Consider the following 12,486-nt stretch of genomic DNA (forward strand, 5'->3'; position numbering starts at 1 on the left):
ACGAGCGGCGGAGAGCTTCGGTTCAACGGATTTCAACAAAAAGGATTGCCGGATGTTAGCGGGACCGGTTGAGCCGCCCGACCAGTTCCACCATCTGCGCCTCCGGCATGACGTTGATGTACATCGCGTGGTCGGTCGCCGGGTCGCGCAGTTCCTCGGCGAAGCTGTCGATCGCGTACGGCCGACCTGCGGGGACGTCGTAGCCCACGGTGATGTGCAGGCGCGGGATCGGGAAGGTCTTGGCCGGGCACATGCCACCCGCCAGTGGGAACACCACGTGCGTGCGGTGCGAGGCGCTGTCGGTGTTGTTGCCGTCCCAGCAGCTGCCGAAGTCGTAGCTGCGCAACGTGGTCGCGCTTCCGCACAGCGGGTACTTCGTGGTGAAGCGGCCCGGCCGGTCCGAGCAGCCCCACCGGGCGCGCGTGTTCGGGCCGTAGTCGCTGGTGAACGCCGCCGGATCGCCGGTGATCAGGCGCAGGAACCGCGGCATCGGCAGCACGGCGCTCACGGGGCTGCCGTCGTACCGGATCTCGACGCTCTTCGGCCGCAGCACCTCGCCGGTGTTGCCGTGCAGGCCGCCACCGTCCGCGTGCTCGTCGTGCCCGACGCCGTCGGTGAGCCGCAGCACGGGCCAGTAGTAGGTCGAGAGGTCGTTGTTCTCGCACGTCGTCGTCGCGGCCGCGAGGGACTCGTCGGTCGAGCGTGCATCGGCCGAGGAGTTGCCGACGTACTCGTGCGTGTGGTGGGCGCCGAACGGGATGCCGGGCGAGACGACGGGGTTGTCCGCGTTGAGGTGACGTTCCTCGTTCGTGCCGCACCGGATGACGACGTGCGGTGTGCTCGGTTCGACGAGCACCTGGTCCAGGTCGCCGACGTACTGGTCAGGTGACGGCGCACCGTTGGACGTGCCGCGCAGCAGGACCGCGGAGCCCGCCACGACGAGGAGCGCGACCACCGCGACCGCGAAGGTCGCCGGTTTGTTCCGGGCCACGTCCACAGCCTGCCAATCCGTCCGGGCGAACAAAAGCGCGCTGTCTCAACAGGATCGCAAACGCTCCGGCCGGACGGGGACTCGGGTCCGCGGCCCGAGTCCCGCTCCGCTCTACTGCGCCGTGACCAGCGGCTGGCGATCGTGGTCGACCACGCTGACCCCGGCCACGTCCCCTGCCCGCACCATCGCGGACCCGGCCAAGGTCACTTCACCGTCGTGCGCCCTCCACGAGCCCGCGGTGAACGTTCGTCCGTCCTTCGTGTGCACGACCAGCCAGCAGGCTTCCCCGTCCTGCATCCCGTCGACCGTCGCGACCAGCCTCAGGCCACCTTCGGTGTCGGTGACCTGCACGGCCATGTGCGCACCCGTCGACGAGGTCCCCTGCAGGAGCGCGTCGACGTTCTCGGTGTCACCGACCCCCAGGCCCTGGCCCATCCAGACGCCTCCGGCAAGCACTCCGGCGACCACCAGGGTCGACGACAGGGCCGTGATGCGGCCCCGGCGGCGCACGGCCCGGTGTCTCTCTTCGCGGACCGTGCCCAGCGTGCGCTGGAGCAGGTGGTCCATGTTCGGTGGAGGCCCGTCGAGCGCGGCCTCCGGTGGCAGTTCTTCCATCAGCATGTCGTTCTCGTTCAACTCGTTGGTGCCCAGGACGTTCGGTGCCTTGCGCCGGCGGACGCGGCAATGGACACGGTCACGCGGAACGATGCACTCAAATTTCTCCTTCTCCAGTCCCGCGCACAGCGGTGACCAACACCTTCAAAACGAGCCGGCGAGGAAGTTGGTTCAACGCAGATACAAGGACGTTGCGCAGCCCACACGAAACGGTTGACCTGGGCCTCCACCTGCCCATACGCTCTCATATATGATGTATGACCGGGTGGGAGCACTTCCGGCGTCCCGGACCGACTTCGTTCTGGAATCGATCAAAGAAGCGATTCTTTATGGAAAGCTGAAGCCCGGTCAGGCGCTCGTGGAAACCGATCTCGCCGCGATGCTGAACGTCTCGAAGACGCCCGTGCGCGAGGCGCTCAAGACGCTCGCCGGGTCGGGGCTCGTCGTGATGAGCCCGTACAAGGGCGCCACGGTCCGGGTGGTCGACGCCGAGATGGCCGCGTCCGTCTACGACGTGCGGCTGCTGGTCGAGCCCGAGGCGCTGCGCCGCTCCGTCGCGCTGGGGGCGGACTTCTCCGAGGCCCGCTCAGCCCTCGAGGAGGTGCCTGACCTGGCTCAGCGCAGCCTGGCCAACCGCCGCTTCCACCGCGCGCTCTACGCCGGGTGCGGCAACCCGTTGCTGGTGGGGATCCTCGACGGGCTGCGCGACCAGACCGCGTTGATCACCGTCGCGGGCTGGGGCGTCTGCCCGACGTGGGACGCCGAGGAGGCCGAGCACCGGGCGATCCTCGTCGCCGCCGAGGAGGGCTTCGGCGACGCCGCGGCCGACCTGCTGCGCCGGCACGTCAAGACCTTCGCCGACCGAGTAGCCGAGGAGCTTCCCGATGTCGTTCGATGACCTCTCCGACCAGCTGGCGTCCGTGGTGGCGATCACGGTCACCCCGTTCGGCGCGGACGGCGCGATCGACGAGAAGAACTACGCCGCCGTGGTGGACCGGATGGTCGAGGGCGGGATCTCGGTCGTGACGCCGAACGGCAACACGAGCGAGTTCTACACGTTGTCCGCCGCCGAGACCGAGCGCGCGCTGCAGATCACTGTGGACGCCGTCGGGGATCGTGCGGCGATCGTCGCCGGGGTCGGGCACGACCTGACGTCCGCCGTGACGGCCGCGCGGTTCGCGGACCGGGCCGGCGCGCGGGGGGTCATGATCCACCAGCCGGTGCACCCGTACGTCTCGCTGGACGGGTGGGTCGGCTACCACCGGGCGATCGCCTCGGCGGTGCCCGAACTCAGCGTGGTCCTGTACGTGCGGAACCCGCGGATCGGCGGCGAGCAGATCGCGGCGCTCGCGGACGCGTGCCCGAACGTCGTAGGCGTGAAGTACGCGGTGCCGGACCCGGTGCGGTTCGCCTCGGTCGCGCGGGACGCCGGGCTCGAGCGGCTGACGTGGGTCGCGGGGCTGGCCGAGCTGTCGGCGCCGGGTTACTTCGCGGTCGGGGCCACCGGGTTCACGTCCGGGCTGGCGAACGTCGCGCCGCAGCTGTCGATGCAGATGTTCCGGTGCCTGCAGGCGCGTGAGTTCGGTGCGGCGATGGAGTTCTGGGAGTTCGTCCGGGGGTTCGAGGAACTGCGGGCCTTGAACGAGTCGGCGAACAACGTGTCCGTTGTGAAGGAAGCGTTGGCACAGCTCGGTTTGTGCCGCCGGGACGTGCGTCCGCCCGCATCGGCGCTTTCGGAAGCCGACCGTTCGGCGGTGGGCGTGCTGCTGAACTCGTGGAGCCTGCTGTGAAGAAGCTCCGCAGCGCGGAGTGGTTCGAGGGTGAGGGGCTCAGGGCGTTCTCGCACAACGCTCGCGCGCGCCAGCTCGGCCTGAACGCGTCCGAGCACCTCGGCAAGCCGGTCATCGCGATCCTCAACACGTGGAGCGGCATCAACCCGTGCCACATGCATCTGCGCGAACGGGCGCAGCAGGTCGAGCGCGGGGTGTGGCAGGCGGGCGGTTTTCCGTTGGAGTTCCCCGTTTCCACGTTGTCGGAGACGTACCAGAAGCCGACCCCGATGCTGTACCGGAACATGCTGTCGATGGAGACCGAGGAGATCCTCCGGTCCTATCCCGTCGACGGTTGTGTGCTGATGGGCGGCTGCGACAAGAGCACCCCGGCGTTGCTGATGGGCGCCGCTTCCGCCGGGCTGCCGGCGGTCTTCGTGCCCGCGGGCCCGATGCTGCGCGGGCACTGGCGGGGCGAGAACCTCGCGTCCGGCACGGACATGTGGCGGTTCTGGGACGAGAAGCGGGCGGGCACGATCTCGTCCGGCGACTGGGCGGAGATCCAGTCAGGACTGGCCCGCTCCCCCGGCACGTGCATGACGATGGGCACGGCGTCGACCATGACGGCCGCCGCGGAGGCACTGGGACTGACGTTGCCCGGGGCGTCGTCGATCCCGGCCGTGGACTCGGCGCACCACCGGATGGCGGCCGCGTCCGGGATGCGCGCGGTCGAGATGGTGCGCGAGGGGCTGACGATCGGCGACGTGCTGTCCAAGGAGGCCTACGAGGACGCGATCCGGACGGTGCTGGCGCTGGGCGGGTCGACGAACTCGTACATCCACCTGATCGCGATGGCCGGGCGGTCGCAGATCCCGTTGTCGCTGGACGACTTCGACCGGCTGTCGCGCGAGGTTCCGGTGCTGGCCTCGGTCCAGCCCGCCGGTGAGCACCTGATGGAGGACTTCTACTACGCGGGCGGACTGCCCGGACTGCTGTCGCGGCTGCGGGACTCGTTGCACCTCGGGCGGATCACGGTCACCGGGCGGACGTTCGGCGAGGACCTCGACGGCGCCGAGGTGCACGACGCCGCCGTGATCCGGCCGCTGGACGATCCGATCTCCCCTGAGGGCGGTTTGGCCGTGCTGCGGGGAAATCTGGCCCCGGACGGCGCGGTGATCAAGTACGTGGCGGCCGATCCCGCGTTGTGGAGGCACACCGGGCCCGCCGTGGTCTTCCACGGCTACCAGGACCTGCAGGCACGGATCAACGACCCCGCGCTGGACGTGACGAGGGAGTCGGTGATCGTGCTCGCCGGTGGCGGCCCGAAGGGCGGGCCCGGCATGCCGGAGTACGGGATGCTGCCGATTCCGGAGAAGCTCCTCCGCGAGGGCGTCCGGGACATGGTGCGCGTGTCGGACGCACGGATGAGCGGAACCTCTTACGGTGCCTGCGTTCTGCACGTGGCACCGGAAGCGCACGTCGGCGGCCCGCTGGCGCTGGTGCGGGACGGCGACCTGGTGACGCTGGACGTCGAGGCGCGGGTGTTGCGCGTGGAGATCTCCGACGAGGAGATGGCGCGCCGTCGTGACGCGTGGACGGCACCACCGCCGAAGTTCGAACGCGGGTACGGCGCCCTGTACTACGAGCACATCACGCAGGCCGACGAGGGCTGCGACTTCGAGTTCCTGTCACGGCCCGGGAAGAATCCCGAACCCAACGCTCATTAGCTCTTCGACTCGACGCGGCCGTCCGTGATCTCGACGTCCTGCCAGTCCGTGGTTCCGTGTAGCTGACTGCGCAGGTACGCCGTGGTGAGGCGCTGCACGAGCGCGACCCGTTCGGGGTTCTCGTCGGTGGTCTCGGCGACGTCGTACCCGGAGACGCCACCGAACCCGTGTTCCGCGCCGGACAACGTGACCAGGTCCTTCGGGCCGGGTGCCAGGTGGTACGGGTCGGCGTGCCAGTCCGGCCCCATGGTCGTCAGGTGCGCGGAGGCGTCCGCGTCGCCGGCGACGACGAGCGCGGGCGTGGTCATCCCGCTGAAGTCCGTGCTCAGCATGAAGGAGTAGTTCTCCTTCACCATGTCGGTGACGGCGTCGCCACGGCCCGTGGAGCCGAGCAGCACACCCGCCCTGACCCGGTCGTCCTTCAGGCTGACGCCCTCGGTCGTCATGCCCAGCAGCAGGCTCGCGGTGTGGCCGCCCATCGAGTGGCCGACGACGGCGATCTTCGTGCGGTCCCAGCGGTTCTGGAGCTGCGGCACGGCCTTCTCGATCTCGTCGAGCCGGTCGAGCACGTGCGACAGGTCCTCGGCCCTGGAGCGCCAGAACAGCGGCGCGCCGGGGGTGTCCTCCGGCAGGGACAGGGTGCGGCTGCTCAGGTGCGTGGGCTGCAGGACGACGAAGCCCTGCTCGGCCCAGTGGTTCGCGAGCGGTGCGTAGCCGTTCAGCGAGGACAGGTGGTTCGAGTAACCGTGCCCGTGCGAGAGCAGGAGGATCGGCAGCCCGGTGCCCTCGGTCGGCGCGGAGACCTTCAACCGCAGGTCGACGGGCCTGCCGGGGATCTCGAGCACGACGGGGCTCAGGGTGAAGACGGTCATGGGGGTTCCCTTCAAACGGAGCGTTGTTCCGGAACGATACGGAGCGCTGTTCCGCTTTGTCAACCACCGCCGTCCACATCGGACTTGCCGCTGGTCGCCGCGAGCGGGGGCAGGACGCGCAGGCCGGACTTCACACCCGACCCGTCATGATTGCCCGATCCGGCACGAGGGTGAGGTATCCGTGGCAGTCACCATCCGCGACGTGGCACGCAGGGCGCACGTGTCCGTCGCGACCGTTTCGCGTGCCCTGACGTCCCCGGAGCTCGTGCGTCCGGAGACCAGGACGCGCGTACTGGCCGCCGCGACAGAACTCGGCTACCAGCCCAACCGGGCCGCTCGCGGGCTGATCACGGGCAAGACGGGCAACATCGGCATCGTCGTGCCCGACCTCGACAACCCGTTCTTCACCGGCGTGCTCAAGGCCGTGCAGGCGCGGGCGATGCAGGCCGACTACGCGGTGTTCGTGGCGGACAGCGACGAGGACCCGGTCGCCGAGGCCAGGCTCGTGCACGCGATGGCCAAGCAGGTCGACGGCGTCGTGCTGTGCGCGCCCGGCCTGGAGGACTCCCAGGTCCACGAGGTCGCCGGCGTGACGTCACTGGTGCTGCTGAACCGGCGGCTGGCCGGCGTGCCCGCCGCGCTGATGGACTCGGCGGGCGGAATGCACGCCGTCATCGATCACCTCGTCGCATTGGGACACCACCGGATCGCCTACCTCAACGGGCCTCGCACGTCCTGGTCCAACCAGGAGCGTCGCCGCGGGCTGATGAAGGCGGTGGCACGGCACGGGGTGGACCTGGTCGACCTCGGGCCGTTCGCGCCGCGCTACGAGGGCGGCCTGCAGGCGGCGGACCTCGCCGTGGCGGCCGACACGACGGCGATCGTCGCCTACAACGACATCATGGCGCTGGGCGTGCTGGCCCGGCTGCGCGATCGCGGCATCTCGGTGCCGGACGACGTGTCGGTGACCGGGTTCGACGACCTCACCTACGCCTCGCTGTGCTCCCCCGCGCTGACGACGGTGGCGATGCCGGTGGCGCAGGCGGGGCGCACGGCGGTGAACCTCCTGCTGGACTGGCTCGACTCGGACACCACCGAGGTCCCACAGATCGTGGCGGAGACGCAACTGATCGTGCGCGGCACGACCACGCCGCCACGAAAGTGAAGGGCCGCAAATGAAGGCGGCCCCGGCAGGGGCGTCTGGGGGGAGTACGCCTTGAGCCGGGGCCGCGAAGCGGCTGGGGCCCGAGGGGGGAGGGGGCCTGGCGCCGCTTGGTGTCCGAGTCTGCCCTGAGCGGAAGAAAATCGCCAGGGTGGATGTACCTGTTTTTGGATTTCTCGTACGTACGGGTTACTCGTAGAGTCCTTCGTACAACCCAGAGTGAAGTCGATGTACAACGGAGCGTTTGACCTTCAACGTCGGTGTGAGCTCACCTTCCTCCTGGGACAGATCCCTGGTGAGCAGCACGAACTTCTTCACTTGGGAAACACTGGCGAAGTGCGAGTTCGCTTCGTCGACAACTCCCTGCACGAGCGTTCGCACGTCCGGGTGACCCACCAAAGATTCGACGTCGGACGGCAAGCCACGCGCCGTCGCCCACGGCACGACCTCGTCCGCGTCCAGTGTGATCAGGGCCACACAGTACGGCTTGCGGTCGCCGAACAGCACGGCGTGCGAGATCCAGCGGGACTGGCGCAGCACGTTCTCCACGTTGGCCGGCGCGATGTTCTTGCCGCCCGCGGTGATGATGATGTCCTTCTTGCGCCCCGTGATCGTCACGAAACCGTCCGCGTCGATCTCGCCGAGGTCTCCGGTGTGCAGCCAGCCGTCCCGCAGCGTCTCGGCGGTGGCCTCGTCGTTGCGCCAGTAGCCCGCGAAGACGTGCGGACCGCGCATCAGCAGTTCGCCGTCCTCCCCCAGCGTCATCTCGAGCCCCGCCACGCCGGACGCGCCGACCGAGCCGAGCTTGAAGCGGCCCAGGGTGTTGATCGTGCCGACCGCCGTGGACTCGGTCATGCCGTAGCCCTCCAGCACCGGTACCCCGGCCGCGTGGAAGAACCGCAGCACCTCGGGTGAGATCGGCGCGGCACCGGACAGCGCCTGCACGAGCCGCCCGCCGAACGCCGCGCGCACGTTGGCGAACAGCGCGTCGACCTGCTCGAACGCGGCCGCCATCTCCGCCGGCACGGGCTCGCCCGCGGCACGCCTGCGCCGGACTTCCAGCCCCAGGGCGACGGCCTGGCCGAGCTGCTCCGCGGGCACGTTCGACGTGACGAAGGTGTAGATCTTCTCGAAGATCCGCGGCACGGACGGCAGGAACGTCGGCCGCACCTCGGCCAGCTCCGGCACGATCGCCTTCATGTCGCCGCCGAAGTAGGCGAGGGCGCCGCCCCGGTACATGGTGCCGAACATGATGATCTGCGCGAAGACGTGCGCGAGCGGCAGGAAGAGGTAGACGACGCCGGTCATCGCGTCGATGCGGGCCTCCTCCGCGACCCGGCACAGCGCGACCCAGTTCGCGTTCGTCAGGACGCAGCCCTTGGGCGGTCCGGTGGTGCCCGAGGTGTAGATGATGAGGCTCGGGTCCTCGGGCCTGATCGCGGCGCGGCGGGAGTCGAGGACGTCGGCCAGCGGGGAGGTGCGGCCGCTGTCCTGGACCTCGGCGATCCGCGGCCGGTCACCGGCGGGATCGATCGAGAAGACCGTGCGCAGCTCGGGGAGTCCGGCGCTGACGGACTCGACCTTGAGGCACTGCTCCTCGTTCTCCGCCACCACGATCGACGCGCCGGAGTCGCCGACCACCCAGGCGATCTCCTCCGGCGCGCTCGACGGGTAGATCGGCACGACGATGCCGCCCGCCGCGAGCACCGCGAGCTCGACCGCCGTCCACTCCGGACGGGTGTTCGCGAGCACGCAGACCCGGTCGCCCGCCTCCAGTCCGGCGTGGACGAACCCGGACGCCAGGTCCAGCACCACCTCGGAGACCTCGGCGTAGGTCTGCTCACGCCACTGCCCGTCCTGCTTGAACCGCCACGCCACCGCGTCCCCGTACGCCTGCTCCGCGAGGAACGGCAGGTCGGCTATCCGGCGGACGGCTTGCACCGCGTTCGGGCTGGTGACTCCGGCGGTCATGGCGACTCCAATGCACCTCGGGGGAAGGTCACGCACGCACGACCTGCACTCGGGTGCCGTTCAGGACGGCGGTGCCCGAGAGCGGGTCGATGCGGAGGTCGTCGGTGAGGAGGTTGACGTTCACGCCGGCGTGCTCGCCCGCGACGGTGAGCCGCGTGCCGGGCTGGTCGTGGCCCCAGCCGTGCGGCATCGAGACGACGCCGGGCGCGATGTCCGCGGTGACCTCGACCAGCACCTCGATCTTGCCGATGCGCGAGGTGACCTGGGCGGTCCCGCCGTCCTCGATGCCGAGCCGGTCGGCGTCGCCGGGGTTGACCAGCAGCGTGCACAACGGCTTGCCCTTCACCAGCGCGGGCACGTTGTGCATCCAGGAGTTGTTGGTGCGCAGGTGCCTGCGGCCGACCAGGACCATGCCGGTCTCGGGCGTGCGCAGGGCTTCGAGCACGCGCGGCAGGTCGTCCATGATCGGCTGTGGCGTGAGCTCGATCTTCCCGGACGGGGTGCGGAGGATCTCCGGCAGGCGCGAGGTGAGCGGGCCGAGGTCGATGCCGTGCGGGTTGTCCAGCAGCTGCTGGAGCGTCACCCCGTACGCGCCGGTGCGGAGTTTCAGGTCCAGCAGGCGTTCCTCGCGCGTCTCGCCCTCGGGTTCGAAGTCGGCGCCGGCCTTCTTCTTCAGGTCGGCGAGCTGGAACGCGGCGATGGCGTCGAGATCGGCCTTGGGGCCCAGGCCGCTGAAGATGGTGGCGAGCCGGAAGAAGATCTCCGTCTCGTCGACCCTGCCCTCCTCCAGCGGGATCGCGGCACGCGAGTACTTCACGACGTTGCGGACGGAGTTGTTGAGGAACGCGATGTCGTAGTGGTCGCGGCGGGACGGTGGCGGCGTCGGCAGGATGACGTCCGCGTGCCTGGTGGTCTCGTTGAGGTACGGGTCGACGCTGACCATGAAGTCCAATGAGGACAGTGTCTCGTTCACGCGGGCCGAGTTCGGCAGTGACAGCGCCGGGTTGCCGCCGACCGTGAACAGCGCCCGCACCTGGCCCTCGCCGGGCGTCTCGATCTCGTCGACCATCGTGACGGCCGGGAACTCCCCCATCACCTCGGGGTGGCCTCGCACGCGGCTGTGCCAGCGACCGATGCCGAAACCCTTGCCGGTGCCGGATCCCCGCTTGCTGTGCGCGGGCAGCGGCCACATCGCGCCACCGGGCCGGTCGAGGTTGCCCGTGAGGATGTTGAGCGTGTCGACCGCCCACGACGCGACCGTGCCGAACTCGACGGTCGTCGTGCCGATCCGGCCGTAGACCACGGCGCGTTCGGCCTCGGCCAGGCGCCTCGCCAGCGCCCGGATCGTCTCCGCGTCGATCCCGGTGCGGTCCGCGACGGCCTCGGGGCCGAACGGCTCGACGTGCCCGCGGATCACCGCGTGGTCGGTGACGTGCTCGGCGAGGTCCTTGAGGTTCACCAGGTCCTGGGCGAAGAGTTCGTGGATCAGGGCGAGCAGCAGGAACACGTCGGTGCCCGGCCGGATCACGACGTGCTGGTCGGCGGCCTGCGCGGTCCGGCTGCGGCGCGGGTCGACCACGACGAAGCTGCCACCGCGCTTCTGCAGGGCCTTGAAGCGGCCCGGCGCGTCCGGGACCGTCCACAGGCTCCCGTTGGACGAGAACGGGTCGGCGCCCAGCACCAGCATGAAGTCGGTGCGGTCGATGTCGGGCACCGGGATGGAGAAGATGCCGCCGAACACGTGACCGACCTGGACGTGCTTGGGCATCTGGTCGACGGTGCTCGCGGTGAACACGTTGCGGCTGCCCAGGGCCTTGCGCAGCGGTCCGGCGTAGAGGCCGCCGGCGAGCGAGTGGACGACAGGGTTGCCGAGGTACAGGGCAACGGAGTTGCGGTCCGGGAAGTCCTTCAGGCGTTCGTCGACGTACGCGAAGGCCTCCTCCCAGGTGGCCTCCTGGAACTCGCCGTCGCGCTTGATCAGCGGGGTGCTCAGCCGGTCGGGGTCGGCGTCGAGCGTGCCGAGCGAGGCGCCCTTGGGACACAGGAAGCCCTTGCTGAACTCGTCCTCGCGGTCGCCGCGCACCTTCGTGATGCGGTCACCCTCCACCGTCAGCTCGAGTCCGCACATCGCTTCGCAGAGCGGGCAGGTCGTGAACGCGGTCGTCATCGGGTCCCCTCACACAGCTTGTTACCAACGGGTACTAGTCGCCTGCCATCCGGCGCAACCGCCCGGCCGAGGGTCGACCCGAACAGCCCAACGACCGCCTGAGAGTCGCCGAGCATACCAGCCGGTATGTCGATTTGCACTGGTCAAGACCCGGCACACTTCCGGAACGCGCTGGTACCTATCTACGGAGTGAGTCCAGGCGGGTACGCCCTGTCGCGAGGTATGGCCATCGTGTGTGCGCAGGTGGAACATGTGGCGGTGAACGCCGCACTCCGCACCGCCGCCACGATCGCCGCGGTCGCGCTCGCGTACTACGCGACCGCGCAGGTCGGCCTGGTCCTGGCCCTCGTGAAGGGTCAGGTGACCCCGCTGTGGCTGCCGACGGGGATCTCCGTGGCGGCACTGCTGATGTCGGGCCGGAAGATCTGGCCGGGGATCACGCTCGGAGCGTTCGCCGCCAACATCTCGCTGGGCGCGCCCGTGCTCTCGGCGTTGCTGATCACCGCGGGCAACACCGCCGCTCCCCTGCTCGCCTGGTACCTGCTGACCCGCTTCGGCTTCCGGCCCGCGCTCGACCGGCTGAAGGACGCGCTGCTGCTCGTCTTCGCGGGTGCGCTGGGCGCGATGCTGGTCAGCGCGGTCGTCGGCGCGGCGGCGTTGAGGATCGGCGGCGTGATCCCGTGGCACGAGGTGCCGGCGGTGGTGTCGGTGTGGTGGACGGGCGACGCGATGGGCGTGCTGGTGTTCACGCCGTTGCTGCTCACGGTGCCGCGTCAGTGGAACGCCGCACCGCGCCGGTTGGCGGAGGCGGCCGCGCTGCTGGTCGCGACCGCCACGCTCGCGTCCGTCGTGACGACGGCCGAGTCGCGCCTGCTGTTCCTGGTGTTCCCGATGCTGATCTGGGGCGCGATCCGCTTCCAGCACGCGGTCGCCGCCCCGTGCGCCGTGATCATCTCGGTGGCCGCCGTGATGTCCGCGGCCAGCGGGCACTTCGCCGCCGACGACCTGCTGACCACGATGATCGTGTTGCAGGCGTTCAACGGCTCGGTGGCGCTGACCGGGCTGATCCTGAGCGCCGTCACGAGTGAGCGCAACGAGGCCAAGCAGGCCATCGAGCGGGCGTGCGTGCAGCTGGCCGAGACCGTCGCGCGCTACCAGGAGGACGGTGCGCGCAAACGGCTCGGCCGCGTAGTGCCGCCCGGATAGGAGACC

At 69.7% G+C, this 12,486-nt stretch carries 10 protein-coding genes; 5 read left to right on the plus strand and 5 right to left on the minus strand.

Annotated features, from left to right (window positions below; all coding sequences use genetic code 11):
- Nucleotides 1-55: 55 nt before the first annotated feature.
- Both PV646_RS39110 and PV646_RS39115 read right to left on the minus strand, forming a co-directional pair.
- Complete coding sequence (locus PV646_RS39110; protein WP_500347536.1) at nt 56-991, minus strand: DUF1996 domain-containing protein; 936 nt, start codon at nt 989-991, stop codon at nt 56-58.
- A gap of 111 nt (nt 992-1,102) precedes the next feature.
- A complete protein-coding gene (locus tag PV646_RS39115) occupies nt 1,103-1,612 on the minus strand; it encodes a hypothetical protein (RefSeq protein ID WP_500347538.1) in 510 nt (169 codons plus the stop codon).
- Between the two features lie 244 nt (nt 1,613-1,856).
- Between PV646_RS39115 and PV646_RS39120 the strand changes: the two genes are divergently transcribed.
- From PV646_RS39120 to araD, 3 genes are read left to right on the plus strand one after another with little or no spacing between them, the layout of a single operon-like run.
- Nucleotides 1,857-2,504 (plus strand): GntR family transcriptional regulator, encoded by a 648-nt coding sequence (locus PV646_RS39120; RefSeq protein WP_500347540.1) that lies wholly within the window; start codon nt 1,857-1,859, stop codon nt 2,502-2,504.
- Entirely contained in the window at nt 2,491-3,396 is a 906-nt protein-coding gene (locus PV646_RS39125) for a dihydrodipicolinate synthase family protein (protein WP_500347542.1), read from the plus strand. Before PV646_RS39120 ends, PV646_RS39125 begins: the two co-directional genes overlap by 14 nt.
- Nucleotides 3,381-5,102: an L-arabinonate dehydratase gene (gene araD / locus PV646_RS39130; RefSeq protein WP_500347543.1), complete on the plus strand. Its 1,722-nt coding sequence runs from the start codon at nt 3,381-3,383 to the stop codon at nt 5,100-5,102. The genes PV646_RS39125 and araD overlap by 16 nt, the downstream gene beginning before the upstream one ends.
- Here the strand turns inward: araD and PV646_RS39135 are convergent.
- Nucleotides 5,099-5,974, minus strand: a complete 876-nt coding sequence (locus PV646_RS39135) for an alpha/beta hydrolase family protein (RefSeq protein WP_500347545.1) — start codon at nt 5,972-5,974, stop codon at nt 5,099-5,101. The two genes, araD and PV646_RS39135, sit on opposite strands and share 4 nt — an antisense overlap.
- Nucleotides 5,975-6,155: 181 nt before the next feature.
- Here PV646_RS39135 and PV646_RS39140 point away from each other — a divergent pair, with 181 nt between their 5' ends.
- Complete coding sequence (locus PV646_RS39140; protein ID WP_189159584.1) at nt 6,156-7,139, plus strand: LacI family DNA-binding transcriptional regulator; 984 nt, start codon at nt 6,156-6,158, stop codon at nt 7,137-7,139.
- A 186-nt stretch (nt 7,140-7,325) separates the two neighbouring features.
- On the opposite strand, the gene PV646_RS39145 is transcribed toward PV646_RS39140, so the two are convergent.
- Both PV646_RS39145 and PV646_RS39150 read right to left on the minus strand, forming a co-directional pair.
- Nucleotides 7,326-9,107 (minus strand): AMP-dependent synthetase/ligase, encoded by a 1,782-nt coding sequence (locus PV646_RS39145; RefSeq protein ID WP_500347547.1) that lies wholly within the window; start codon nt 9,105-9,107, stop codon nt 7,326-7,328.
- A 28-nt stretch (nt 9,108-9,135) separates the two neighbouring features.
- Nucleotides 9,136-11,274, minus strand: a complete 2,139-nt coding sequence (locus PV646_RS39150; protein ID WP_500347549.1) for a molybdopterin oxidoreductase family protein — start codon at nt 11,272-11,274, stop codon at nt 9,136-9,138.
- 258 nt (nt 11,275-11,532) lie between these two features.
- On the opposite strand from PV646_RS39150, the gene PV646_RS39155 reads away from it, so the two are divergent.
- Nucleotides 11,533-12,480, plus strand: coding sequence for an MASE1 domain-containing protein (locus PV646_RS39155; protein ID WP_500347551.1), 948 nt, complete (start codon nt 11,533-11,535; stop codon nt 12,478-12,480).
- Nucleotides 12,481-12,486: the final 6 nt, after the last annotated feature.

Source organism: Streptomyces sp. ID05-26A (assembly GCF_033794685.1).
Lineage (GTDB): Bacteria > Actinomycetota > Actinomycetes > Mycobacteriales > Pseudonocardiaceae > Lentzea.

Coding starts and splice junctions, on each gene's coding strand:
- PV646_RS39115 (WP_500347538.1), bottom strand. CDS start 1,612: ATGCTGATGGAAGAACTGCCACCGGAGGCCGCGCTCGACGGGCCTCCA.
- PV646_RS39120 (WP_500347540.1), top strand. CDS start 1,857: ATGATGTATGACCGGGTGGGAGCACTTCCGGCGTCCCGGACCGACTTC.
- PV646_RS39125 (WP_500347542.1), top strand. CDS start 2,491: ATGTCGTTCGATGACCTCTCCGACCAGCTGGCGTCCGTGGTGGCGATC.
- PV646_RS39135 (WP_500347545.1), bottom strand. CDS start 5,974: ATGACCGTCTTCACCCTGAGCCCCGTCGTGCTCGAGATCCCCGGCAGG.
- PV646_RS39145 (WP_500347547.1), bottom strand. CDS start 9,107: ATGACCGCCGGAGTCACCAGCCCGAACGCGGTGCAAGCCGTCCGCCGG.
- PV646_RS39150 (WP_500347549.1), bottom strand. CDS start 11,274: ATGACGACCGCGTTCACGACCTGCCCGCTCTGCGAAGCGATGTGCGGA.